Source organism: Gordonia jinhuaensis, from assembly GCF_014639795.1.
In the GTDB taxonomy this organism is placed as follows: Bacteria; Actinomycetota; Actinomycetes; order Mycobacteriales; family Mycobacteriaceae; genus Gordonia_B; species Gordonia_B jinhuaensis.
On the sequence record NZ_BMGC01000001.1, the window covers coordinates 179,504 to 205,165 of the forward strand.

The following is a 25,662-nucleotide window of genomic DNA, read 5'->3' on the forward strand; positions in this document are numbered from 1 at the left end:
TCGATGTCCGGCTGTGTCGAACGGGTCAGTGACCCCCGTCCGGCGACCTCCGCGCGTGGTCTGGACGGCGGTCGCTGCGGGTTACACACCCGCGTCGTGACCCCATCGTAATCAATTTGTACCCAAAGAGTCGATAGATGTGGCCAACCACAACACCAGCGCCCCGCACACGGCGAGCGAGACGACGTCGGCGACACGCCCTCTGACCTGTAACAAACCAACTCGGGAGGTCGGCAGCACGGCGCGCATCACAGCAGCGACCAAAGCCGCCGATCCGAACACGAGTGCACCACGCCGCCACCGATCGACCAAGAGATAGACCGCTGCCACTGCGATGAGACACATGACGATGAGAAACGGGATCTGGACGAGCACCGCGCGCGTCCGACGCACGCGACGGATGTGTGCGGCGCGCTGGACTGCGGCCTCCGACCTCACAGTCCCGTCGTCGCGGTTGCGTTCACGTTCATGTGCGGCCATCTGCTGTCGAATCCCCATATGTGATGTCTCCCCTATATCAGGAGCCCGTAGGTGAGGAACGCGTATGTGGGGACGCTACCTCGGATGTCGTCGCATGTGATCCCCACACCAGCGACACCCGCGATCATCATCGTCGGCTCACACGGATGCCGAGGTCGCCGCGAGCGCCGCCTCGGCGGCCTCCACGACGTTGACCAGGAGGAAAGCACGGGTCAGCGGACCGACACCGCCCGGATTCGGCGAGACGGCTCCGGCTACGTCCCACACCTCGGGTGCGACATCCCCGACCAGTCCGTCTGCGGTACGGCTGACACCGACGTCGATCACCGCAGCCCCGGGGGCCACCATGTCGGCGGTCACCAGATGCGCGACTCCCGCCGCCGCGACGACGATGTCGGCCCGGGAGACCTCGGCGGCGAGATCGCGGGTACCGGTGTGGCACAACGTGACCGTCGCGTTCTCACTGCGCCGCGTGAGGAGCAGGCCGATGGTGCGGCCGATGGTGATCCCGCGGCCGATGACGGTCACCCGCGCACCGGCGATGGGGATGTCGTAGCGCCGCAGGAGGTGGATGACACCGCGCGGGGTGCACGGCAGCGGGGCCGGTTCGTTGAGCACGAGCTTGCCGAGATTCACCGGGTGGAGTCCGTCGGCGTCCTTGGCCGGGTCGATGCGCTCGAGTGCGGCGTTCTCGTCGAGATGCCCCGGCAGCGGTAGCTGCACGATGTATCCGGTGCAGGCCGGGTCGGCGTTCAACTCGTCGATCACGGCGTGCAGCTCGTCCTGGGTGACGTCGGCGGGCAGCTCACGGGCGATCGATGCCATCCCGACCTTCGCGCAGTCGGCGTGTTTGCCGCGGACGTAGGCATGCGATCCCGGGTCGTCACCGACGAGGATCGTGCCGAGGCCGGGGGTGACACCTGCGTGCTTGAGTGCCGCCACGCGGTCGACGAGGTCGACGAAGATCTCGTCGCGGGTGGCTTTGCCGTCGAGAATTCGTGCTGTCACGGCGTCCATTGTTCCATCCCGGTGTTCCGCCTCGGCCATCACGCCGTCCCGGCAGCGCGGACGCCTCGGCGCGGTGCCCCGAGCGGGCATTCCCGCACCAGGTCACCGATCAACTCATCGGCGTGCCGTCCCACAGCCGCAGACCGTGGGCGAGCGCGAAGTCGATGGCCTGGTCGGAGTCGACCTTCGCGCCGGCCACACGCGCGGAGAGCCACAGCGCGACGGGGATCTTCGCGCCACGCAGATCTGCCTCGTTGAGGATCGTGTCCCCCGCCCGGACCCCGGTGAGGTCGGCGCCGCTGAGATCAGCGCCGGTGAGGTCGGTACCCGAGAGGTTCGCATCGGTGAGCCGGATGCCGGCAAGTGCGGCACCGGCCATCTTGAGCCCACCCATCGACACCATCGACAGGTCGCAGTCGACGAACTCGATGGGTCGCATCAGACAGTTGTTGAACGTCGAACCCATCAGCGAGCAGTCGGTGAACACCGCTGCGGGCAGATGAGTGCCGTCGAAGGTGCAGTTGCGAAAAGCGCTCGACCGCAACGACGACCGGCCGAGGTTCGCGCGGGTGAAGTCGCAGCCGGTGAAGGTGGTGCGCAGTGTGGACAACTCTGCGAGATTGGCGTCGACAAAAGTGCAGGAGATGAATTCGTCATCGACGAACTCCCGCTGCACGAGGTCTTCATCGTCGAATGTCTCGTTCTCATAGGTGCTGCTTGTCGCCATACCTGCGATTCTGCCCGAAGCCGCAGACACTCCCGCCCTAGATGTCGGACCCTGCGGGATCATCGCTACGCCGTCCGGCCGCCGACTCCACGACGATTTCGGTCCGGTGACCCACTCGGGCATGCTCTCAAGGGTGTTCCGCATGCTCTTCTTCGAACCCCGTATCCCCCAGAACACCGGCAATGCCATCCGACTGGCCGCCAACACCGGCAGCGAACTGCATCTGGTTCAACCACTGGGATTCGACCTGTCGGCCGCCAAGGTCAAGCGGGCCGGGCTGGACTATCACGACATGGCGTCGGTCACGGTGCACGCCGACCTGTTGACGGCATGGCAACACCTGCGACCCGAGCGGGTCTATGCCTTCACCGCACACGCCACGCGATTCCACACCGACGTCGCCTACCAGCCCGGCGACGTGCTGCTGTTCGGACCCGAGCCGACCGGACTTCCCGACGACGTCCTCGGCGACCCCCACGTCACCGACCGCCTGCGCATCCCGATGCGGGCCGGTGCGCGATCGTTGAACCTGGCCAACTCCGCGAGCATCGCCGTCTACGAGGCGTGGCGTCAGCAGGGATTCGGCGGGGCTGTGTAACGCACCGCGCGGTGGTATGACCTCGCGCACCGCGCGGTGGGATGACCCCGCTCAGGCGAGGCGGGAACCGATCAGTCGATGCGGAACCGTTTGATGCGCGCAGTCGCACCGCCGATGAGGCTCACGCGGCTCTTGGGCACACCCAGGTGTCGGGCGATCACCTCGCCGACCGCCTTGTTGGCACGCCCCTCGGTGGCCGGCTCGCGCACGTAGACCGTGACCGTGCCGTCGGGCGCGGTCTCGACCAGAGGCCCCTTACGGCTTCCCGGTTTGACCGTGACGGTCATCGTCTCCGGAATCCCGGACTCCTTTGACCCAGACTCGTTGGGTGTGCCCGGGTTGGGCGTGTTCTGCCTCGGCGTGTTCTTCTTGGCCATGTCACCGCCAGTTCCGGGATCTGCTGCCGACCTGCAGGTCCATACGCTGCAGACGATCTGCCACCACGGTCACCGCCCCCTCGGCATTCTGAACTCGCCCGCGGATCATCAGGGCCGACGCCTCCTGCGCGAGTCTGCGGTAACGCGCCCACAGGCCCACCGAACACACCACGTTGACCATCCCGGTCTCGTCCTCGAGGTTGACGAAGGTGACCCCGGATGCCGTCGCCGGACGCTGACGATGTGTGACCGCACCGGCGACGAGAACTCGTGATCCGTCCGGAACCGACAGTAGCCCGTCGGCCGGGGTCACCCCCATCGCCTGCAGGCGGGGACGCAAGAACTGTGTGGGATACACCGTCGGGGTGACGCCGGTGGCCCAGGCGTCGGCGGCGGCGAGCTCCACATCGGAGAAGCCCGGCAATGTCGGTGCGGTACTCGCCGAGACCAACGGCAGCCGGTCGCTGCGTTCACGTGCCGCCGCACCGGCATCCCAGAGCGCCTGCCGCCGCGACACCCCGAAGCACCCGAGTGCCCCGGCGGTCGCCAGCGCCTCGAGTTGTCTGGTGGTCAGCTCGGTGCGGCGCGACAGATCCGCGGCATCGAGATAGTCACCGTGTGCGCGCCGCTCGTCGACGATCCGCACGGCGACCTCCTCGCCGATGTGACGGACCGACGACAACCCCATACGCAGCTGTGTCCCCGCCTCTTCCAGATCGGCATGGGCCGAGGAGAGGTTGACATCGGGTCCGTGCACCACGACGCCGTGGCGACGGGCATCGGCGACCAGCGACTGCGGCGAGTAGAAGCCCATCGGTTGTGCGCGCAACAGTCCTGCGCAGAACGCCGCCGGGTGGTGCAGCTTGAACCACGACGAGTAGAAGACCAGTGAGGCGAAACTCTGCGAATGACTCTCGGGGAAACCGAAGTTCGCGAAGGCGGCCATCTTCTCGTAGATCCGGTCGGCGAGTTCGCCGGTGATGCCGTTGGTCTGCGCCATGCCCTGGTAGAAGCGCGCGCGCAGCCGCTGCATCCGCTCGGGTGAGCGTTTGGATCCCATCGCCCGCCGCAACTGGTCGGCCTCGGCGGCGTCGAAACCGGCCACATCGACGGCCAGCTGCATCAACTGTTCCTGGAACAGGGGGATCCCCAACGTGCGCGCCAGCGCTGCTTCCATCGACGGATGCTCACAGCCGGGGTCCTCCTGGCCGTTTCGACGACGGATGTAGGGGTGCACCGATCCGCCCTGGATGGGTCCGGGACGGATCAGGGCCACCTCCACCACCAGGTCGTAGAACTTCCGGGGTTTGAGCCGGGGCAGGGTGGCCATCTGGGCTCGTGACTCCACCTGGAACACCCCGACCGAATCCGCCCGGCACAACATGTCGTAGACACCCTGCTCGGAGAGGTCGAGTGCGGCCAGATCCACCTCGACGCCGGTGTGCTCGGCGACCAGATCGATCATGTAGTGCAGTGCGGAGAGCATGCCGAGACCGAGCAGATCGAATTTGACCAGACCTATTGCTGCACAGTCGTCTTTGTCCCACTGGAGAACGCTCCTGCCCTCCATCCGCGCCCACTCGGTGGGACACACGTCGGCGATCGGCCGGTCACAGATCACCATGCCGCCGGAATGGATCCCCAGATGCCGTGGCATCCCGCGCATCTGGGCGGCGAGGTCGAGGACCAGCTCGGGAACGTCGTGGTCGGCCCCCTCGGGCACCTCACCGGTCCAGCCGTCGACCTGTTTGCTCCAGGCGTCCTGCTGACCCGACGAGTAGCCGAGCGCGCGCGCCATGTCGCGCACACTCGACCGGCCGCGATAGGTGATCACGTTGGCCACCTGGGCGCTGTAGTCGCGTCCGTATCGGCGGTACACATGCTGGATGGCCTCTTCACGCCGGTCGGATTCGATGTCGACATCGATGTCGGGGGGACCGTCGCGTTCGGGCGACAGGAACCGCTCGAACAGCAGTTTGTTGGCCACCGGATCGACGTTGGTGATGCCGATGGCAAAGCAGACAGCCGAATTCGCCGCGCTACCACGACCCTGACACAGGATGTCATTACGCTTACAGAAGTCCACGATGTCGTGCACGACCAGGAAATAGCCTGGGAAATCGAGGCTTTCGATCACCGCGAGCTCGTGTTCGATCTGGGCGTAGGCCTTCGGGTTGTGTTCGGGGCGACCGTAGCGATGCGCGGCTCCGCGCATCGTGAGTTCACGCAGCCAGCTGGTCTCGGTGTATCCGGACGGCACGTCGAAGGGCGGCAGTTGCGGTGCGATCAAACGCAACTCGAAGGAGCATTCGCGCGCGATCTGTGCGGCGGTGTCGATGGCGTCGAGATGATCCGGCATCAGCAAGGCCATCTCGTCACCACTGCGCAGGTGGGCACCGCCGAGCGCCGGAAGCCATCCGCTCACCTCGTCGAGCGTCATCCTCGACCGGACTGCGGCCATGGCCATCGCGACCCGCCGGCGAGTCGGTCCGGCGAAGTGCGCGCCGGTGGTGGCGACGGTGGCGATCCCCCGCTGCGCGGCGAGGTGTGCGAGTGTGGCGTTGCGTTCATCGTCATCAGGGTCGCCGGTGACCGTCAGTTCCACCACCACATTGTCGCGACCGAATCTCTCCACGAGGATGTCGAGTTCACGCCCGGCCGCCTGCGGGCCGCTGCGGGCCAGCGCTCGGCGCACCGACCCCTTGCGACATCCGGTCAGGATGAGCCAGTCCCCTCCGGCGGCGTTCTCCAGATCGTCGAGTTCATAACGAAGAAGGCCTTTTTCGCCGGCGGCCATATGGGCTGCGGCGATCTGACGCGAGAGTCGCCGGTACCCGTGTTCACCGCGTGCGAGCACCAACAGGTGCGGTCCGGGCGGGTCCGCCACTCCGGTGCGGGCGGCATCGTGTTCGAGGGAGAGCTCGGCACCGAACACCGTCGGCAGCGCCCACTCCCTCGCCGCCTCGGCGAAGCGCACCACTCCGTAGAACCCGTCGTGGTCGGTGAGCGAGAGCCCCGTGAGCCCCAGCCGCACCGCCTCGGTGACCATGTCCTCGGGCATCGACGCGCCGTCGAGGAAGCTGTAGGCACTGTGGGCGTGCAGTTCGGCGTAGTCGACCGTCGAGGTCAGGCGCTGCAGTTCGGGCGGCTCGAAGGCGCCACGTTTACGCGACCAGGCCGGGCTGTCTCCCCCGTCGCCGAGGAAGCCCAGATCGGTACGCCCGCCGGAGGGCGCACGCCCCGACAGCACCCGTTCCATCTCCGACCAACTGCGCGGCCCGGTACCGAAGCCCGACATGACCCCACTGTATCGAACATGCGTTCTAGATCAAACGGGATGGCCGGCCATTACCATCCCCTGCGGAGCCGACCAGCGAGGGATGCCATGACGACGTCACCGGGACAGCAGTTCTACCAGCACGGATTACGCAGAGTGACCGGCCGAGACACCGGCGAACGCCATCGCGCAGCGAGCGTACTCGAACTGTTCTTCGACCTGACCTTCGTCACTGCTTTCGGCACCGCCAGCTCGCAGCTGGCCCACGGGATCGCCGAGGGCCACAGCGGTGGCGCCACCATCGCATTCCTCATCGCCGTCCTCGCGATCGTCTGGGCCTGGACCGGCTACACCTGGCTGGCCTCGGCGTTCGACAACGACGACTGGCTGTTCCGGCTGCTCACGCTGGTGCAGATGGCCGGTGTCATCGTCCTCGCGATCGGCATCCCCTCGTTGTTCCGGTCGATCGAGGAGGGCCACCATTTCTCCGGCACGGTGATGGTGGCCGGCTACGTGGTGATGCGCGTGGCGGTGATCGCCCAGTCGTTACGGGTGGCGGTCGACGATCGCGACCATCGCGGGCTGGCGATCACGAGCGCACTGGTCGTGGCGGTCGCACAGTGTCTCTGGGTTCTGTTCATCCTGCTCCCGCTGTCCCTCGAGGTGTCGCTGGGCCTGATCGTCGTGTTCTGGCTCATCGACCTCGCCGGACCGCTCGTGGCCGAGGCGTGGAGCAGACGGCACGGCGCCGGCGGATCACCGTGGCATGCACACCACATCGCCGAGCGATACAGCCTGCTCGCCATCATCGCCATCGGTGAGACCATCACCGGCACCTTGGCCGCCGCGCAGGAGATCTCCCAGTCCTCGGGTTGGACCACCGACGCGGTGGTGGTGATCGCCGTCGGCGTGCTGATCTCGTTCGCCCTGTGGTGGACGTACTTCCTGATCCCGTCGGGGCCGGTACTCGACGCACGACGCGACAAGGTGGCGCCGTGGGCATACGGACACTCCGTGCTGTTCGCCTCTATCGCGGCGGTCGGAGCGGGTCTGCACGTGACCGGATACGTCTACGCCGAGGACTTCCACGTCAGCACCCTGACGGCAATCATGTCGATCAGTATTCCCGTGCTGGTGTTCATGATCTGCATCTATGCACTGCACACCTGGCTGGTCGGCAGTGTCTCCCGCAACCCCGCACATGTCATCACATTCGCCGCACCGATCGCGGCCTCACTTCTCGCCGCGGCCGGGTGGCCGCTGTGGGCCTGTCTGCTCATCGTCGCCGCTTCGCCGGTCGCCGTGATCATCTCCTACGAGTTGTTCGAATGGCGTTGGCTGGCAGCACAACTCGATGAGGCACTGGCCCGCGGAGGTGATGCGCGGATCTCCGGTTGACGCTCGCATCCACCTCGACATCAGGCCGGCAGCCCCCACGATCACCAGACCGGAAATCGATCGACTCGAGGCAGAAACGATGATGCCAACCTGCACATCGTGATGTTGTGATCGCAAATTGTCATCGATTTCCCATCCCTGCCATGAATAGCGATCCGGCTCTTGTACATTGATCTGGCGACCACGCCGAGCAACGCGCGTACGCACGGGCCGCGGGTATCGACCCGCGACATCTAGGGGGCGCGAAAAATGCTTGGAACAATCATCAGTGCCATTGTCGTCGGTCTCATCATCGGCGCACTCGCACGTCTGGTGATGCCGGGAAATCAGGGCATCGGGGTCATCATGACCATCGTGCTGGGATTCCTCGGATCACTGATCGGATCATGGCTGTGCTATCAGTTCGGCTACAGCAACAGCAACGGCGGATGGAAGGTCATCCCCTTCATCGTCGGAATCGTTGTCGCAGTTGTCCTGATCGCGATCTATGTCCGGCTCACCGGGGGTAAGAAAGCCGGCGTCTGACGCCGTCATGTCAGTTGTCCGGCACCTGCTGTCGGACATGTGCACAGGCCACCTGCCCACTAGGGTGTGGCCTGTGCACACCCCGTTTCTGGCCCTCGACGATGCCATCACGACCCGCAATGTCGAGTCCATGGCAACTCACGCACGTGACCGCGGCCTCGATCTGCGGCCACATGCCAAGACCCACAAGATGATCGAACTCGGCAATCGCCAGATCGATTCCGGTGCAATCGGATTGACGGTGGCAACGATCGGCGAGGCAGAGGTGTTCTCCGCCGCCGGTGTCGACGACCTGTTCATCGCCTATCCCCTGTGGCTGACTCCCGAGACCGCGTCGCTGTTGCGGCAGATCTCCGACCGGGCGCGCCTGCGGGTGGGGGTGGGCTCGATCGACGGCGCCCAACAACTCGCCCGGCTGGCCACCGACACACCACTGTCGGCGATGATCGAGCTCGACAGTGGTCATCATCGCAGCGGAATCGATCCTCACGAGGCCGGTACCGTGGCCGACGTCCTGGCTGACGGCGGCATCGAGGTGATCGGCGTCTTCACCTTCCCCGGGCACTCCTATGCCCCGGGCTCTCCGTCATCGGCGGCCGCTGACGAGGCGTCCACGCTCGCCGCGGGTTCAGAAGCGCTGCGCTCGGCCGGATGCGAGCCGATCGTCCGATCCGGCGGGTCGACACCGTCGGCGGCCTTCACCGACGCCGACGTGACCACCGAGATCAGGCCCGGCGTGTACGTGTTCAACGACGCCCAGCAGGTCGAGCTGGGCACCTGCGGACTCGCCGATGTCGCGCTCACCGCATATTCGACCGTGGTGCAACGAGACGGCAACCGGGCGATCGCCGACTCCGGGTCGAAGATCCTCGGCGCCGACCGCCCGAGCTGGACCACCGGCTTCGGGCGTGTGATCGAGGACCCCGACGCGCGGATCGTGGCACTGTCGGAGCATCACGCGACGATCGAGTTCAGCTCGACGGCGCCACCGCCGGGCACGATCATCCACACGGTGCCCAATCACGTGTGCACTGCGGTCAATCTCGTCGACCGGGTGGCGATCACCACCGACGGCGAGATCACCGGCTGGTGGGACGTCGCCGCGCGGGGCAGATTCTGACGAGTCGCCCACCACGATGGCTCGAGGAGACGTTCAGTCCCGGGTCTGCTCGAGCGCCGGGCCGACGGCGTCGGCGGCCACCGGAGTGGGCGACCCATCCGGCCCCGGATCGGTGCGACGTGAGCGCAGCCACCGCGCACCGCTGATTACCACGATCGCCGGCCAGATCATCTCCGCGAAGATCACCACCCGCTCCGAGAGTCCGAGCAGTCCACCCTGGTCCGCCTCGTAGAGCACCCAGGCGAGCAATCCGATCATCGCGAGCGTCACGGCGACCCCGGCATAGGGGCGAAAGGTGAACGGGACTGCGGCAGATCGGCTGCTCACCGTCAGCGGCCAGATCGCCAGCAGTACCGCCGCGGTCGACGTGGCGGCGATATGTATGGCCGACATCCCCGGAAACGAGTTCCACGACACCGGAAATGCCGCCACGACGAACGCGCACAACCCGGATGAGGCCAGCACGCTGCGCGACACGCGCCGCACACCCCGCAGCCCTAGCCCGGTCAACAGCAGACACAGTCCGCTCCACACGAATCCGGCGGTCATGATCCCGGTGACCGGACGGTCGGCGGCCATCACGCTCATCGTCTGCCTCAGCGGACTGTATCCACTGTGCGCACCGAGCAGCACATGGGCCGCCAGCGCTGCGGCAGCCAGTCCGATCGGCGCGAGAATCGCCGACGCCACCGCCCAGTCACGTACCGACAGTCCCGCCGACAGCTGCTGCAACTGCCGTGCGCCACCGGTCGATCCGAGCAGTCCCCACCCTGAACCGGCCATGCTCATGACACAACCTCGCGATCCCTCGACCACCGCAGTCGGACGCGCCGCCGACGGTTCTCCACATCCTTAGGTGTATCGCGCAACTCGCGGAGTTCATTCCCCAGACACGTAGGTCGGGAGAAACGTAGGTCGGGCCGCTGCGCGGATCGGTCGTGCTCTCAGGCCGAGGGATCGGCGAGCACTCCCATGAACAGCGGGAGCCCGGTGGCCGTGTCGACGATCTGATACACGAACGGATGGTCGGCGACGATCGCCGGGCCGGGCGGCAACATCGTGGGCATCATGTCGACCTGAGTGGCGGATGCGGCGACGGTCCCCTTCTCGCCGACGGTGATGGTGGAGTCCTGGGCAACCGCGTTGACCATCACCGACGGATTGATCTCGTCGAGATCGGCATCGGCGGTGAACATCGTGGTGATCCCCATCTGGGTGAGCACCGGTTTGAGGTCGAGCGAATCGGTGACACTCCAACGGGGCAGCGTGAAGGTCACCGACTCGTCACGCGCGGCATGCAGATCCGCCGCGACCTTCGACAACACCGTGTCCGTGGCGACCGAGGCGATGGTGGAGGCGCCTTCGCTCGTCGCACCCTTCTCGGTGGGCACCACGATCTGCATGGCCAGTCCACCGCCATAGGGCAACTGCGCGGCCACATAGGAGTCGGTGCTCACCAGCCTGCCCGTGGTGGTCTGATGCATCAGATCCGCCTGCACCACCGACCCGTCGGCGCGCGTGAACGACGCCTGCCCTGTCGAACCCGGCGAGAAGGGATGTGCCCAGGCGGCTGCGAGGAACACCGTCGACAGCAACGACATCCGCGTGTCGCTGTTGTCATCGGTGGGAGTGGAGTCGATGAGATCGCCGGTGTTGACCGCGAGCCACTGGTTGATCGCCGATCGCGCTTGTCCCGAGGCGAAGTCGACCGGGTAGACACCGGTGTCATACGAACTCGCCAGAGTCTTCAGATACCGCTCGCCCACGGGCAGGGTGTGATCGATGAACGCGGCAGCAGCCTGATTGAGCACCGGGGGGTTCGGCGGGTTCTGCTGATCGACCTTGCCGGGATCTCCCTTGAGCGCGTCGAACTGGCCGATCAGTGCGGCGAAGGTCGTCGGATCAGTTGTGCCCAGAGCAGAGTCGAGTTCGTGTGCGGTCTTTCCGCCGGCACCGGCTCGCACCATCGCGAGCGCGACCCGCGCGGAGAACGGCGAGACGACCACATTGTCGACATGCCCCTGGGCATAGGACGGTGCGAGCAATCGCACACCGAGCGTCCGCGTCCCCGCGACCGCGGCCTCGAGGTGATCGCCCACCTCGTCGACGCCCACCTGCTGGAAGCTCACGTCGGGCGCCTTGCTCAGTTGGGCATCACGTGAGAGTTCGCTTCCCCCGGATGAATCGGCACAACCTGCCGCAGATCCCAGGAGCGCGGCGACAATCACCATCCGCAGGGCCGTTGTTCTCACAGTCCATCGCACAAGAGTGGAGGGTATCCCCACGCGATGAGTCCGGCAGGGATGAGGTGAGCCGCGGAGAGGTGAGAGGCGCGGGCCGACCGGGGGCGGCGATCGCAGGTGGGCGATGTCAGCAGCAGAGATGTCAGGAGTAGAGGTAGTCGCCAAGGGGAAATCGCGACGCCTCGCGGTGGGTGGTGATCGTCGATGTGGGCCGCAGGAGCGCCGCCTCGGAATGCTGGTTGAAGTAGTAGCTGTGGGCACTCGCGCAGCGGCCGGCGTAGAAGACCGAGTCGCCGAGCCGATCGGTGACGTGGTCGAGGAACTCCCGATTGGCCTGTTCGCTCACCTCGAAGGTGCGCGCACCTCGCCTGCGCACCTCACCGAGGAGACGGGCCATGTGCTTCATCTGCGCCTCGATCGTGGTGAAGTACGACAGTCCGCTGTACGAGTAGGGACTGTTGAGGCTGAACATGTTGGGGAACATCGGCATGGTGATGCCCTCGTATGCCTGGAAACGTGCGTCGCGCCACCACTTTCCGAGGTTCTTCCCCTCTCTGCCGATCACCTCGAAGGCCGGGAAGTTGACGTCCCAGATGTTGAATCCGGTGGCCAGCACGAGGGTGTCTATCGGGCGGGCGTGTCCGTCGACGGTGACGACCGCGTCGGAGGTGATGTGGTCGATCGGCGATGTCTCGAGGTGGACGTTGCGCTGATTGAACGCGGTGAAGTACTTGTTGGAGAAGGTCGGTCGCTTACACCCGAAATCGTAGTGCGGTGTCAGTGCGCGACGGGTCTGTTTGTCGTGGACCGACAGTCGCAGGTGCACCCGACCGAGGACTGCGGCCATCCGGTTGAGTGGCTTGGCCTGGCGGAAGCGCAGAACACCGATCACCATCAGCGCCTCGAGAATGGTGGTGTTGATCGCGCGCCCGATGCGCTGTGTGACCGGGATGGCCGCGAACATCCGTTGCATCAGACGCGGGATCGGGAAATCGGGTTTGGGCACCACCCAGATCGGCGTGCGCTGGTGCACGGTGAGTTCGTCTGCGACAGCGGCGATCTCGGGGACGAGCTGTACCGAGGTCGCGCCGGTGCCGATGATCGCCACCCGTCGGCCGGTCAGGTCGAGGTCGTCGGGCCAGTCGGTGGTGTGGACGATGCGCCCGGTGAAATCGTCGATACCCGCGAACGGCGGTGTGTAGGGCTGTGAGAGAAAACCCGTGGCCGTCACCAGGTATCGGCCCGTGTAGACCTCACCCGCAGCGGTGGTGACCCGCCACCACGAGTTCTCCTCATCCCAACAGGCCGCGTCGACGACGGTCGAGAACCGCATACGCTCACGCAGCCGGTACTTGTCGGCGACATGTTCGGCGTACTGCTTGAGTTCTGCGCCCGGCGCGAACAGGCGCGACCAGTAGGGGTTCGGCTCGAACGAGTACGAGTAGGTCATCGATGCGATGTCGACCGCCAGGCCGGGATATCTGTTCACATGCCAGGTGCCACCGAGGTCGTCTTCGCGTTCGAGGATCACCGTGTCGGACAGGCCGAGCCGGTCGAGTTCGATGGCCGCACCCATGCCACCGAATCCCGCGCCGACGATGATGGCGTCGTGATCAGGAGCGCTCGGCGATGATGCTGTCGGGAACATATCGGGTTGGGACATATGAGCAGTCTAGACGTTTCCTGTGACCTGAGTCACAGGAAATTCTTGACTCGCAGTGTTCAGCACGGTCATTCGGTTCACCACGGTCATTCGTACACACCCTCCACCACCCATGCGGACCTCTCGTGGCGCAGTAGGAGCGCCCGGGAATCATCGAGCAGCACCTGCGCCCTGCTCGTCACCCCGTCATTGCCTGGCATCCACCACTTCTCATCGGCCGACCAGGGGCCGGTCCACCACCGCACCGACCAGCTGCGGCGTCCCCAGCACAGGCTCACCGGATCGGCACTGAAGCCGCCGCGGGTGGTGACGCGGACCGGCGACCCGGCGGCATCGAGCACCTCGACGGGTTCACTGCTCAGCACGGCCGGCGAGGGCCCACCGAGGCGTCCCGGCCACGGCAGTGACGGATCGCGGGCCGCGGCGGGTTCATCGCCCAGCGCCACCATCGTCACCTGCTCTGCGGGGCCGCGGCCACCACTGCGCACCGGCACCCGCACGGCGTCACCGCCGAGCAGCCCCTGGACCCGCACGAGTGCACGACGGACGCGTTCCTGTGTCTCGTTGTCCGACGGCAGCCCCGCCCCCGAGAAGCCGTACTGCATCTCCGCGGCATCGATCACCTCCACCGGTTCCAGACGCAGAACCGCGATCGGGGCGTCCGGGCGCGGCGCGTTACGTCCCGACATCCACCCCTCGAGTTGCCAGCGGATGCGATCGGCCGTGTCCTCGGGCGTCATCGGGCGCACACACCGCCAGGTGCGTGCATACGACGTCGCAGATGCGGTGACGGCACGAACGGTCAGTCGGGTGCAGGCAACGTTCGCCGCGAGAAGCCGTTGATGCAGATCGTCGGCGAGGCGGCGCCCGACGAATGCGGCGGCCTCCACGAACTCCAACAGCGGATCGCAGCGGTACTCCACCACCAGATCGGCATCTGGTCCACGGGCCGACACCGGTCTGGTGGGCAACGCCCGAGCCGACCGGTGCGCGACCACCGCATCGGTACCGAACCGGGTGGACACGTCGGTGACCTCGAGTGCGGCGAATGCCCCGATCGTCCGGATTCCCATGCGCCACAACAGATCGATCAGCTCGTCCCGATCGGCGACACCGTTGGGTCCCGCACACAGCACCGGCTCACATCCCAGTTCCGACACCGCCAGCGGCGCCAGGAACTCCCGGCCGCCTCCGGGATCGACCAGGCGAGCATGCCGCGCGGCGAGCACTGCGGTGAACACCTCATCGGCGATCCCGGTCTGCGACTCGACCCCGCATGCCGACACCACGTCGATGACCCGCTCGGCGATGTCGGCCTCCGAGCCGAAATGTCTGGTGGCTCCGGAGATCGACATCACCATCAGCCCAGGCCGCATCACCTCGACCGCAGGGATCACGTCGGCGACCGCGGCCAGCACCGGTTCGAACATCCGCGCACTGCGACCCGCGTCGTCGACCGTCACGTACAGATGGGGACAGATCGCCTGGACCTCCCGTTTACGCATCCCCCGCCGCACACCGGCCGCGCGGGCAGCGGCCGAGCAGGACAGCACACGACCACCCGACAACACCGCGATCGGCTGCTCCGGTGACAGATCTTTCTCCGCACCCGCGGCGATGGCCGGCCAATCAGGACACCACAGGGCGAGCACGCGCGGGGCCGACACCTCCCTGGCCATCAGTTGGCCACCCGCAACCGGGCACCCGACGGCGCCTCACGGTCCAGGCGTTCGCCGAACGCTCCGGTCGTCTCGCCCGCCCCGGTCGTCTCGCACACCCCGGTCGCCTGCCCGGTCCCCCCGTATGCGGATTCCCGCAGGGAAGGAGCGTAGAGGGCAGTCCGCTCGCCGGGCATCCATTCCACCTCGATCCGGCGGGTGGCGACACCTCGGCCGGCGGCCTCGACGGTCAGCGTGAGCCCGGTGATCCGGCCACCGTGTCCGGACGAGCCATCTCCCGACGACTCCCCTCGTCCGGACAGATCGGTGCGATCAGAAGCCTGCCGCCCGGAAACAGGATCATCGAAAGCGGGACCACCACAGACCGGTGTGCGGCGATACGCCTGTACCCGTCCGGTCACCGTCAACTGCGCACCCGGCCAGTGTCCGTCCATGGCCACCAGGACCGCGCCCTTGCTGCGCAGTCTGGCCATGATGACCCGGGCCCGAGACGGGGTCAGGTGTACGCCGCGCAGACTCAGCACCACCACGTCGAGACCGTCGAGCAGGATGGAGGCGATCTCCAGCGGGTCGGTTCCCGGACAGCCGATGACCGCGATCCGGGACAGATCCGCCCCCATCTCGTCGGCGGCGAGAAGCCCCAGATCCGACCGTCCGACGATCGCCACATGCCCCCCGCCCGCAGTGACCGCGGCGATCATCGACAGCAGGACCGATCGGGCCCCCGACATTGCGACGACCGTGCCACGCACCATCCCGCCGGCCGGCAGTACCGCCGACAGCGCCGGGGGCATCTCGATGACCTGCCGATCGAGCACGTCGACACCGACGCCGACCACCGACCGCTCACCACGAGCCATCTCCGACTGGTGCACAACACTTTTCGCGGTACGCACCGCGGACATCGCGGCCAGCTTCGACCGCAGATCGGCCAGTACCGCCCCGGTACCCGCCTCTCCCGAGGCGTCATCTGTCGAGCCCGGACGACCACCGTCGCCGGATGTGAGACCTCTGATCACCCGTGCAGTCATCACACGTCCTCCCCGCCTCACACCACTGTGTGAGGTCACCCGTCACCGTCACGTTCCACGTCATGCGAACGAGTCGAGGGGAAGATGCGCGCCGGGAAGGAGCGGCAAACACGACTTCGAACATGCTTTCGTATGACGATAGGGATCGGGTCCGACAGAATCAACACCGAGGATCGCCACCACCGAGGATCACTCGCTATATCCTCGACAACGCCGTCGCCGGGACACAGGAACCCGACGGCCAGCTCTACCGAGGTCACCACCCTGCGAGGTCTCAGTGCCACGAGCATGGCCATTCGTCGGTCGAGATGTCGAACTCGACCGGATCGTCCATACGGTGCTGCGCACCCGACGACCGGTCGCGCCGAGCAACCCGGAACCCACCGGCATCCCCACCACCACCGGCGGGGTCCTCCTCAGCGGCGAGTCGGGACTCGGCAAGACCCGGCTGGCCACCGAACTCGTCCGTATCGCCGCCCATCGCGGATTCCGGACGCACTGGCTGACCGCGACCGATGCCATCCGTGACGTACCGCTGGCGGTATTCGCCCGCTTCACCCCCATCCAGTCCACCCCCGCCCGATTCGTGACCACCCCCGCTGATCCGCTCCAGCGGATCACCTCGCTGATCGATGCCGTCACCGCCGATGCCTGCCGGCGTCGCATGGTCATCGGGATCGACGACGTGCACCTGCTCGACGACCAGTCGGCCTTCGTGGCCGGTGAACTGATGACTCGCGGGATCGCCACGCTCGTGCTCACCGTCCGGACCGGGGAAGTCCTGCCCGGACCGCTCGATGCCCTGTGGCGCCAGGGCGCACTGCAGCGCTGTGAACTCACCCCGGTCGGACCGCCCGAGGTGCGCACGATCCTCGAGGAGGCGGTCGGGGGCCCGGTGGACTCCTACACCGTCCAGCGGTTCTCCGCGATGTCGGGCGGGAACCACCTGCTGCTGCGCCAACTCGTCGAGGGCGAACTGACCTCGGGCAGGCTGGCTCCGGTCACCGGGGTGTGGACATGGACCGGACATCTCACGGTCTCGCCGACCATCCGCGACGTGATGCGCAGCCGGCTGGAGAAGGTGGACGACAGTGTCGCCGAACTCATCGACCTGCTCGCCCTCGCCGAACCCCTGCCACAGCAGCTGCTTGTCGATCTCGGCTACCGCACACAACTCGAACACGCCGAGGACCACGGCATCGTGGTCGTGCGCACCGACGGCGACCGGGAGCTCGTCGGGTTCGCGCACCCGCTGATCGGCGAGATACGCAAGTCAGGGATCGCGACGTTGCGTGCCCGACGTCTGCACCGCATCGCGGGAACGGCGCTGCTCGATGCCACCGACGAATCCGATTTCGTCCGCGCGGTGGTCCACCTGCTGCAGTCCGACATAACGCCCTCGGTCGCCGAGATCTTCGACGCGGTACGTACCGCCACCCAGATCGGCGCCCCCGACGTGGCACACCGCATCGCCATGGCCGGTATCGCACATCCCGAGATCGGCGACAGGTTGCTCGAGATGGTCACCACGCTGACCGCGCTCGGCTACGGCGACGAGGTGGCCGCCGTCATCGCCGACACCGACGACGACATCGTCAAATCCACCCCGATGTGGGACATCCTGCGAGCGGCGAACCTGACCTGGAACCTCGGTGAGGCCGTCGAGTCGCTCCGCGTGCTCGATGCCATCGACCTGTCCGCCACCACCGCAGACCAGCGTCTGCATCGTCACGCACTCGCGGCGATCCGCGCCGGGACACTGAGCGTGCTCACCCGCCCGCAGAGCGCGCTGGAGAGTCTGGCCCGGGTCCGGTTCGACGAGCTGCCCGACTATCACGCACTGATCGCCTCGGCGGCACAGGTGAGTGCGTACGGAAGTCTCGGCGATCATGCGGCGGCCGGCCGTGCGGCCGCTTCGGGGTTTGCGATCCTCGCCCGCGCATGGCAGACCGCACATCTGCGACCGTGGTTCACCGCTGTCTGGGCACGAGCGGCCCGCCTCGCCGGGGACATCGACACATGTATCACCGATGCCACAGCGCTGCAAGAGATCTCACGTGGACACACCATGCCGTCCACACTCGGCGCGGACTTCCAGATGGGGCATGCTCTCCTCGCCGGCGGACAGCCGGAGGCCGCGATCGGTGCTCTCACCGATGTGCTGGCCGCATTGTCCCGGTATCAGGGGATCACCACGGGCATCCGCCCTGCCGTACTCATCTGGCTGACCGAGGCGTACGCGCTTGCCGGACAACCCGTTCGGGCACGCGTGACCCTCACCGAACTCGAACGGGTGATGCCGCCGGACTTCGCCTTCATGTCCAGTGGTCAGGCACTCGCGACGGCGTGGACTCTGGCCGCGGAAGGGCAGCTCTCGGCAGCGTCGAGGATCGCATCCGATGCAGCCGAACTCGCTCGCGCACATGGACTCCCATCCCATGAGGTGAACGCGCTACAGGTGCTCGTCCAATTCGGCGACCCCCGCCCGCGCGAGAGGCTGAACGAACTGGCCTCGACCGTCGGGGGACCGCGCGTCGTGGCCGCGGCATGTCACGCAGAAGCACTTGCCTCCGGTGACGGCAACCGACTGCTCGTCGCCGCGCAACGGTATTCCGACATGGGAGACCGGATCGCCGCCGCCGACGCACTGGCAGCGGCGGTCGCGGCATTCCACCGCGCCGAACTGCACGGCAGCGAGATGTCGACGCGCGAGCGGCTCGCACATCTGCTCGCCGACTGCGGTCCGATCGACACGCCCGCGATCCGCGCGACCGACATCGGCGTGGAGTTCACCCGCAGACAGCACGAGATCATCGAACTGATCGGGCAGGGTCTGACCAACAAGGAGATCGCCCAGCAGCTGTCACTGTCGGTGCGATCGGTGGAAGGGCATATCTACCGGGCCACCCAGCGCGCCGCCGTGACCAGCCGCGAGGAACTCGCCACGCTGATCCGGCGTCCCGGCGCAGACCGCTCCTGACGAACCGCCGGGCGAGCAGCGACCTCCCGGGCACGATCTCCCGGGCACCGATCGCCCGGGCGGGCGGTCACCCCCCGAATCGCCACGCCAGCGCCGAGGCGAGCGCGCCCGAGGCGTTGAGCGACCAATGCACCATGATCGGGGCCAGCACGCTGTCGGACCGCAGCCGCAGCCAGCAGAACACGAGTCCGGCGAATGCCGTTGCGATCACGGCACCGACGATGCCGATCATCTGGGCGAACACACCCGAACCCAGTGCACCGCTGAGACCGGAATTGCCCGCGGTCAGCCCCAGCGACGACACCACATGCCACATACCGAACAGCAGCGAGTCGACGATGACGACCCCGCGCACGCTCAACACCCGGCGCAGCGCCGCGAACAACACTCCCCGGAAGATCAATTCTTCGGGGATCGCGGTCTGCAGCGGGATGATCACGAAGGCCGACAGCAGTGCCGACGAGACGTCCTTGTACCGGTCGTTGAGCATGAACGACCGAGTCCAGGGCACGATCGCGACGATCACCACCACGACCAGGATCAGCAGTGCGATCGCCGCACCCAGGCGCAGGCCCGATCCCATCTGCGAGCGCGATAACCCCAACTCCGCCATCGTCATGCCGCTGACCCAGCAGATCACCACGAGTGCGACCGCGGCGATCGGGACCACGAGATCGTGTACGACCGAATGAATCCAGTGGTTGCCCACATTCACCGCGACGAGTACTGCGATCACCGCCGCCACGGTGAGCCAGCCGCGGACTGCACTCTGTGGACGCCCCATTCTGACGAGACTAGGACCTGCGACCGCCGATCACCGCGCGACCCGGCGACGATCGTCGTCGCCGTACCCGTTCCGGCGTTCCGGGCATTATGGTCATACCCGTGAACGCCCCACTGCAGCGCCGCCCCACGCCCGGGCCCGACCATCTGGTCGCCGGGCGCTACCGGCTACGCAGACGGATCGGCGGCGGCGGTATGGGCGCGGTGTGGCTGGCACACGACCAGCTCCTCGATCGTGATGTGGCGGTCAAGCAGGTGCTGTCCACCGAGGGACTCACCCCCGCCACCGCCGCGGAACTCCGCGACCGCGCACTGCATGAGGGTCGACTCGCCGCACGACTGGCACACCGCAACGCCGTCGCCATGCACGACGTGGCACTCGAACGCGGTGAGCCGTGGCTGGTGATGGAGTACGTGCCCTCTCGCAGCGTCGCCGCAGTGCTGCACCTGGTCGGATCGCTGCCTGTGGCGCAGGCCGCGCAGATCGGTGCGCAGATCGCGAACGCGATGGTCGAGGCGCACCGAGCCGGGATCCTGCACCGCGACATCAAACCGGGCAACATCCTCATCGCCTCGGGCGCCGAAGCCGGACTGGTCAAGATCACCGACTTCGGTATCGCACGGGCCACAGACGATGTGTCTCTCACCGACTCGGAGGTGATCACCGGGACCCCCGCCTTCTTCGCCCCGGAGGTCGCCCGCGGCGACGCACCGACCGAGGCCTCGGATGTGTACTCGCTGGGCGCCACGGTGTACACGATGGCCGAGGGCCGGCCCCCGTTCGGCATCGACGAGGATTCGATGGTGTTGCTGCATCGGGTGGCCCGCGGTGTCATCACACCCCCCACGCGGTCGGGCGATCTGCGCGACGGTTTGCTGGCGATGCTCGAACCGAGCCCGGCGCGGCGTCCGACCATGGCGCAGGCGCGCGACATGCTCGTGGCAGCGGCGGCCGGGCCCAACGGGTCGGCCGCCCGTGTGCTCACCGAACGCATTCGTACCCTCGACGGCACGATTCCCAGCTGGGCGCGCTACGGCATGCATCCCGATCCGGCCACCCACGACCGGATCAACAGCGCGTCATATCGCCGCGTCGGCACGACATCCACCGGTCCCTCGAGTGGTCCCGGCTCGTCCACAGCCGCCGGCTCGTCGACCGGCCACCGATCTGGCGGTGGTGAGAATCCGCCATCGGCGACGGGCTCATCGCAGCCCAGAGACTCCTCCCCGCACCGCCGCCACGATTCGCCGCCCGGTGGTCCACGCGCCGACCGATCACGGTTGTCGGCCACGGTGCCGGATGTGGTGCCGATGCCCGAGCCCTACATCCCACCCAGGCCAGACGATGTCGCGCCGCGCGGCATCTCCCCCACCACGGCGACGATCGGGATCGGCGCGGTGCTCGTACTCCTCCTCGTCCTCGCCGTGATCCTGGCGCTGACGCTCTGAGACCGAACACCCCCGCCGGATGCGATCCGGTCAGTCGATGTGCCGGGTTGCGGCCCACCTGGTGAGCGCATTCCGGTTGGACTGCTGCGTCTTCCGCAGAATGTTGGAGGCATGTGTCTCGACGGTCTTGATCGAGATGAACAGGTCCTCGGCGATCTCCCGATAGGTGTATCCGCGTGCCAGCAGGCGCAGTACCTCCATCTCACGCCGGGTCAGGGAGTCGAGTTCGGGGTCCAGTGCGGTCTCGGGCACCGGCGAGCGACCGGTGAACGAGTCGAGTACGAAACCCGCCAGCCGCGGACTGAACACCGCATCACCTTCTGCCACACGCGAGATCGCGTCGGCGAGTTCGGGTCCGCGGATCGTCTTCGTGACATATCCGCGGGCGCCGGCGCGGATGGTCGCGATGACGTCTTCGGCGGCGTCGGACACACTGAGCGCGAGGAACACCGGGGCCGACCGTCCGCGTGCCTGCGCATCCGAGATGTCCCGGCGAGCCGGTCGGGCCGACCCCAGCCGCTCGGTCACGCCCCGCAGCACCGCGACACCACCACCCGCGGGCATGTGCACGTCGAGCAGCACCACATCCGGTGTCGCCGAAACGATTCCGGCCACGGCCTCGGCCACACCACCAGCCTCCCCGACCACCCGGATACGGGGGTCGGCGGCCAGTTCGCTGCGCACGCCGGATCGGAACACCGCGTGGTCGTCGACGATGAACACGGTCGTCTCAGTGGCCTCGATCCCGTGGACATCCTCGGTGTGATCGCCGGTCGGTTCGGCGTGAGGTGTGTGGCTCATCCACGGTCTCCTCTAGTGTCCCGGTTGCCCGACACCGGCTCTGCGGTGGCGGCTTTCTGGTCTGATCCGACCTGTTCGCCTGTCTCGGCCCGCGGCATCACCATCTCCACCTCGGTGCCCCGGCCCGGCGCCGACTTGATGCGCACGCGGCCGCCGCGACGCTCGAGCCGTGACCGGATCGACTTGTCGATCCCCTGACGGTCGTCCTCCACCGCCCCCGGATCGAATCCGATCCCGCGATCACGCACGAACACGGTCACCGTCTGCGCCTCCACCTCTGCGAACAGATCGACCGACCGTTGCCCGGAGTGCTTGGCCGCGTTGACAAGTGACTCGCGAATGGCACCGAGCAGTGCCGGCCAGCGGGCGGCATCGGCGACGTCGTCACCGGTGCTGACGTCCCCGACGGTGACGACCTCGACCTCGATGCCATAGGTCTGTTCCACCTCGGCGGCCAACTGACGCAGTGCGGCCGCGAACGAGTCACCGCCGCCACTTCTGTCCCCGAACAACCACTCCCGGAGCTGTCGCTCCTGGGCTCGAGCCAGTCGCGCGACGTCCTCGGGACGGTCGGAGTGCTTCTGGATCAACGCCAGCGTCTGCAGTACCGAGTCGTGCAGATGCGCCGCGATCTCCTCGCGTTCCTCGTTGCGGATGCGAGCGGCGCGTTCGGCGTTGAGTGTCCGCCACATCCCGAGCCACAGCGGGAAGGTCAGCAGGACCACACCCGCCAGGGTCGCGGCGACGGCGACCAGGGTGAAGTCCAGCCCGCCCACTCGCCGGTTTCCGACAAAGACCACCACGACCAATCCGGCGATCACCGCGACCGTGCCACCGACGATGCGGATCCAGGTCAGCAGCGTCCACGCGAATACGGATGTGCGTCGGCGACTTCCGCCGTACACGTCGAATTCCTGCCACACCAGCGACGCCCCGACGGCCACCACCACCAGCGGGATGAGATAGCGCGCCGCGCCGCCGGATGCGGCGAACGCGACGACCGACGCGGCGACCACGCCGAGGATCGCCAGACCGTAGGCCTGGCGACGTTCTACCGGTGTGGGCGGATCGACGTCGTCCCCGACGGGGCAGAAGAACCACAGCAGTGCGTATGCGGCGATCCCGGCCCCGGCCAGCGCCGCGAGGACGACGAACACCACCCGCACCCGCACCACGTCGATCCCGAGGTGATCGGCGACGCCGCCGGCGACCCCCGCGATGACTCGTCCGCCGTCACGGCGAACGATGCGGTCGGTGCTCACAGCGTCGATGGTGACATGTTCACCCGGCCGGGGACATCAGGGAATCCCCGGAGTTCCTTCCCGGGGAACGGCGTCGCCGTCACGTTCGCTGCCCGTCCACCTCGATGAAGTCCTCCGGGACAGGGAACGGGATCTCGAAGGTCGGTGCAGACTCGCCGATCGCGTCGGTCACTGCCGTCGTCACCACCACCCGCGTGTCGTCGAGTTCGACGATCCGCACCCGCAGCGGACCCGACTCGGACTGCCACCAGAAGCGCGCGGTGAGAAAGCGCAGGCCCAGGTCGTCGAGTATGTCCTGCGCCTCATCCCACTCGGTCACCGTCGCCACCACCCGACCCAACCGGTCGATGACGACGAGGCGACCCGGCACCGATTCCATGTCGATCCAGCCGACGAGTTCGCCGTCGGATCTGCGATGAGCTATCCAGTGTTCGGCAACCATGTCACCGACCCTAGAGACAGACAGGGGTTCACCTCACGTCGTTTTTCGGCCCGTGATCGGTTTTTCGGCCCGTGATCGCCGAAGCGCCGCGCGGAGAACTGCTGTGCGACCAGAAAGACCGGCCGTCCAGAAGGATCGGCACGGCCAGAAAGATCAGGGTGTCACCCGATACCGCGCTCAGCGAATGCACGTCAGGATTGCGGTCATGGTCACCTCGAAAGACCTCGAACGCCTCTGGGAGACACGGCCTGTTCGGTCTGATCGCGAATCCACCATCGGTGGTGTGTGTGCGGGCATCGCCCGGCGTTACCGGGTGGACCCGACCCTGATCAGGGTGGCCTTCGCCGTCGCCGCGCTGTTCGGCGGGAGCGGCGCCGTGCTCTACCTGGTCTGCTGGATCGCTTTCCCGTCACAGCCGGACCTGTCAGGACCGGACCTGTCAGGAGCAGAATGGGACGGCTCAAACGAGAACATGGGCGGTCCACATGGCCCGCGGGATCCGCTGCAGCAGTGGCGGTCTGACCGCCGAGATCGCCGCGCACGACGCGACGCCCGACGACGCGGCCGTGGTCGGCGCGATCACCACCGCGGTGGCCGCCCACCCGCCCTTGTCGTGATCGCCGCCGTCGTGGTGATCAGCATCGTGTTCACTCCGCACTTCGCCTGGGGTACCGGATTCTTCGTGGGTGTTGCGCTGATGCTGCTCGGCTGGTGGCTGCTGTATCAGCGGACGCCGCAACCGGTACCGGGCACCGGTGCCGACACCATCGGCATACCCACCGACCCGTCGGTCTCCCCCGCCCCCGCCGGACCAGAGTTCGATCCGGCCACGCCAGGCAGCGCCCCCGCCTCCATGACCTCCACGGTCCCCGCCACCTCCACACTCTCGACGACCTCCGACGAGGCGCGGGTACTACGCGACAGGCAGCCACCGAGCTGGGATCCGTTGGGGGCCGCGCCGTTCGCCTGGGATCTGCCCGCCCCTGAACCTCTCGTCAGCGCACCCAAGGAGTCCGGTCGCCACACGGTGACCGTGGTGTCGATGGGGCTGGCACTGGTGGTGGCCGCGGTGTTGACCGCGACGGCCCTGCTGGGGGTCGAGGCGCTGACCCCCCTGCGCATCTGTTCGGCCGCACTGACGGTGCTCGGCGGCGGCCTGCTGATCGGTTCGATCGTCGGTAAGAGCAGGGGGTTGATGCCGATCGCGGTGCTGCTGTCCGTCGCCGTCGTGATCATCGCCCTCGTCGATCACCTCGGGCCCATGCCCTCAGGTGGTGTGGGAGACCGCACCTGGAGTCCCACGTCGATGGATCAGCTGTCGCAGTCCTACGAACTGACCGCCGGAAGTGCCCGGCTGGACCTCGGTCGACTCGACCTCACCACCGACGCGCACATCGACGTGCGTGTCGGGCTGGGCGACGTCATCGTGACGGTTCCTCGCGACGTCGCCGTCACCACCAGGTGCGCAACCCCGGTCGGTGACGTCTCCTGCATCCCGTCGGACTCGCCGTCCGCACACAGACCGCGGTTGACGATCGACGCACACACCAACGCCGGACGAGTGGAGATACGACGTGCCTGACCCCACCACTGCACACACCGCACCGCCGCGGCGGCGGTTCGCCCCACTCCACGCGGCCGTCGCGGTGATCGTGCTGGTGATCGCCGGCTGGGGCCTGGCCGGCGGCAGCGGCCTGCGCGAACTCACCGTGATCGCCTGGAGCCTGGTCGGGCTGGGCGTGCTCGCCGGACTGGCGCTGGTGATCAGTGGAATGGGCGCAGTGCGCCGACGCCGGTGACCCGGTTCGGCGCGCTGCCC

Annotated in this window: 22 protein-coding genes; 8 read left to right on the plus strand and 14 right to left on the minus strand. The window is 67.1% G+C overall.

The window, feature by feature from the left end:
- Positions 1–111: 111 nt before the first annotated feature.
- The 3 genes from IEW22_RS20440 to IEW22_RS00770 form a co-directional block, all read right to left on the minus strand.
- Entirely contained in the window at positions 112–375 is a 264-nt protein-coding gene (locus tag IEW22_RS20440) for a DUF3017 domain-containing protein (RefSeq protein WP_373284110.1), read from the minus strand.
- A 243-nt stretch (positions 376–618) separates the two neighbouring features.
- Positions 619–1,488 (minus strand): bifunctional methylenetetrahydrofolate dehydrogenase/methenyltetrahydrofolate cyclohydrolase, encoded by an 870-nt coding sequence (locus IEW22_RS00765; RefSeq protein ID WP_188584662.1) that lies wholly within the window; start codon positions 1,486–1,488, stop codon positions 619–621.
- Positions 1,489–1,597: 109 nt separating this feature from the next.
- Positions 1,598–2,215, minus strand: a complete 618-nt coding sequence (locus tag IEW22_RS00770; protein ID WP_188584663.1) for a pentapeptide repeat-containing protein — start codon at positions 2,213–2,215, stop codon at positions 1,598–1,600.
- Between the two features lie 142 nt (positions 2,216–2,357).
- On the opposite strand from IEW22_RS00770, the gene IEW22_RS00775 reads away from it, so the two are divergent.
- Positions 2,358–2,813 (plus strand): tRNA (cytidine(34)-2'-O)-methyltransferase, encoded by a 456-nt coding sequence (locus tag IEW22_RS00775; protein WP_373284111.1) that lies wholly within the window; start codon positions 2,358–2,360, stop codon positions 2,811–2,813.
- 71 nt (positions 2,814–2,884) lie between these two features.
- Here the strand turns inward: IEW22_RS00775 and IEW22_RS00780 are convergent, their stop codons facing one another.
- Together IEW22_RS00780 and IEW22_RS00785 are read right to left on the minus strand one after the other, a co-directional pair.
- Positions 2,885–3,100 (minus strand): DUF167 domain-containing protein, encoded by a 216-nt coding sequence (locus IEW22_RS00780; protein WP_373284115.1) that lies wholly within the window; start codon positions 3,098–3,100, stop codon positions 2,885–2,887.
- A gap of 91 nt (positions 3,101–3,191) precedes the next feature.
- On the minus strand, positions 3,192–6,488 hold the full coding sequence (locus IEW22_RS00785; RefSeq protein ID WP_188584664.1) for an error-prone DNA polymerase: 3,297 nt from the start codon (positions 6,486–6,488) through the stop codon (positions 3,192–3,194).
- Positions 6,489–6,575: 87 nt separating this feature from the next.
- Here IEW22_RS00785 and IEW22_RS00790 point away from each other — a divergent pair, with 87 nt between their 5' ends.
- The 3 genes from IEW22_RS00790 (at position 6,576) to IEW22_RS00800 (ending at position 9,510) form a co-directional block, all read left to right on the plus strand.
- The gene (locus IEW22_RS00790; protein WP_188584665.1) at positions 6,576–7,865 is read left to right on the plus strand and encodes a low temperature requirement protein A; all 1,290 of its coding nucleotides are present in this window, start codon (positions 6,576–6,578) and stop codon (positions 7,863–7,865) included.
- 249 nt (positions 7,866–8,114) lie between these two features.
- Positions 8,115–8,390: a GlsB/YeaQ/YmgE family stress response membrane protein gene (locus IEW22_RS00795; protein ID WP_188584666.1), complete on the plus strand. Its 276-nt coding sequence runs from the start codon at positions 8,115–8,117 to the stop codon at positions 8,388–8,390.
- A 37-nt stretch (positions 8,391–8,427) separates the two neighbouring features.
- The gene (locus IEW22_RS00800; protein ID WP_188584667.1) at positions 8,428–9,510 is read left to right on the plus strand and encodes an alanine racemase; all 1,083 of its coding nucleotides are present in this window, start codon (positions 8,428–8,430) and stop codon (positions 9,508–9,510) included.
- Positions 9,511–9,543: 33 nt separating this feature from the next.
- Here the strand turns inward: IEW22_RS00800 and IEW22_RS00805 are convergent, their stop codons facing one another.
- From IEW22_RS00805 to IEW22_RS00825, 5 genes are all read right to left on the minus strand, one after another.
- Positions 9,544–10,299, minus strand: a complete 756-nt coding sequence (locus IEW22_RS00805) for a DUF998 domain-containing protein (protein ID WP_188584668.1) — start codon at positions 10,297–10,299, stop codon at positions 9,544–9,546.
- A 155-nt stretch (positions 10,300–10,454) separates the two neighbouring features.
- The gene (locus IEW22_RS00810) at positions 10,455–11,639 is read right to left on the minus strand and encodes a serpin family protein (RefSeq protein ID WP_188584669.1); all 1,185 of its coding nucleotides are present in this window, start codon (positions 11,637–11,639) and stop codon (positions 10,455–10,457) included.
- Between the two features lie 256 nt (positions 11,640–11,895).
- Positions 11,896–13,416, minus strand: coding sequence for a flavin-containing monooxygenase (locus tag IEW22_RS00815; RefSeq protein ID WP_229742051.1), 1,521 nt, complete (start codon positions 13,414–13,416; stop codon positions 11,896–11,898).
- Positions 13,417–13,502: 86 nt separating this feature from the next.
- Entirely contained in the window at positions 13,503–15,095 is a 1,593-nt protein-coding gene (locus IEW22_RS00820; RefSeq protein WP_188584670.1) for a DNA polymerase Y family protein, read from the minus strand.
- Positions 15,095–16,126 (minus strand): hypothetical protein, encoded by a 1,032-nt coding sequence (locus IEW22_RS00825; RefSeq protein ID WP_188584671.1) that lies wholly within the window; start codon positions 16,124–16,126, stop codon positions 15,095–15,097. The genes IEW22_RS00820 and IEW22_RS00825 overlap by 1 nt, the downstream gene beginning before the upstream one ends.
- Before the next feature lie 277 nt (positions 16,127–16,403).
- Here IEW22_RS00825 and IEW22_RS00830 point away from each other — a divergent pair, with 277 nt between their 5' ends.
- Complete coding sequence (locus IEW22_RS00830) at positions 16,404–19,106, plus strand: LuxR C-terminal-related transcriptional regulator (protein ID WP_188584672.1); 2,703 nt, start codon at positions 16,404–16,406, stop codon at positions 19,104–19,106.
- Positions 19,107–19,173: 67 nt separating this feature from the next.
- Here the strand turns inward: IEW22_RS00830 and IEW22_RS00835 are convergent, their stop codons facing one another.
- The gene (locus IEW22_RS00835; protein WP_188584673.1) at positions 19,174–19,890 is read right to left on the minus strand and encodes a CPBP family intramembrane glutamic endopeptidase; all 717 of its coding nucleotides are present in this window, start codon (positions 19,888–19,890) and stop codon (positions 19,174–19,176) included.
- A gap of 89 nt (positions 19,891–19,979) precedes the next feature.
- On the opposite strand from IEW22_RS00835, the gene IEW22_RS00840 reads away from it, so the two are divergent.
- The gene (locus tag IEW22_RS00840) at positions 19,980–21,338 is read left to right on the plus strand and encodes a serine/threonine-protein kinase (protein ID WP_188584674.1); all 1,359 of its coding nucleotides are present in this window, start codon (positions 19,980–19,982) and stop codon (positions 21,336–21,338) included.
- 30 nt (positions 21,339–21,368) lie between these two features.
- Here IEW22_RS00840 and IEW22_RS00845 read toward each other — a convergent pair whose 3' ends face one another.
- The 3 genes from IEW22_RS00845 to IEW22_RS00855 form a co-directional block, all read right to left on the minus strand.
- Positions 21,369–22,139, minus strand: a complete 771-nt coding sequence (locus tag IEW22_RS00845) for a LuxR C-terminal-related transcriptional regulator (RefSeq protein WP_188584675.1) — start codon at positions 22,137–22,139, stop codon at positions 21,369–21,371.
- Complete coding sequence (locus IEW22_RS00850) at positions 22,136–23,410, minus strand: PspC domain-containing protein (protein WP_373284116.1); 1,275 nt, start codon at positions 23,408–23,410, stop codon at positions 22,136–22,138. The genes IEW22_RS00845 and IEW22_RS00850 overlap by 4 nt, the downstream gene beginning before the upstream one ends.
- A gap of 70 nt (positions 23,411–23,480) precedes the next feature.
- Complete coding sequence (locus IEW22_RS00855; RefSeq protein ID WP_188584677.1) at positions 23,481–23,843, minus strand: hypothetical protein; 363 nt, start codon at positions 23,841–23,843, stop codon at positions 23,481–23,483.
- A 205-nt stretch (positions 23,844–24,048) separates the two neighbouring features.
- On the opposite strand from IEW22_RS00855, the gene IEW22_RS00860 reads away from it, so the two are divergent.
- Together IEW22_RS00860 and IEW22_RS00865 are read left to right on the plus strand one after the other, a co-directional pair.
- On the plus strand, positions 24,049–25,425 hold the full coding sequence (locus tag IEW22_RS00860) for a PspC domain-containing protein (protein ID WP_188584678.1): 1,377 nt from the start codon (positions 24,049–24,051) through the stop codon (positions 25,423–25,425).
- Positions 25,418–25,642 carry a hypothetical protein gene (locus IEW22_RS00865; RefSeq protein WP_188584793.1) on the plus strand — a complete coding sequence of 75 codons (225 nt, stop codon included), beginning with the start codon at positions 25,418–25,420 and terminating at the stop codon, positions 25,640–25,642. Before IEW22_RS00860 ends, IEW22_RS00865 begins: the two co-directional genes overlap by 8 nt.
- Positions 25,643–25,662 lie beyond the last annotated feature (20 nt).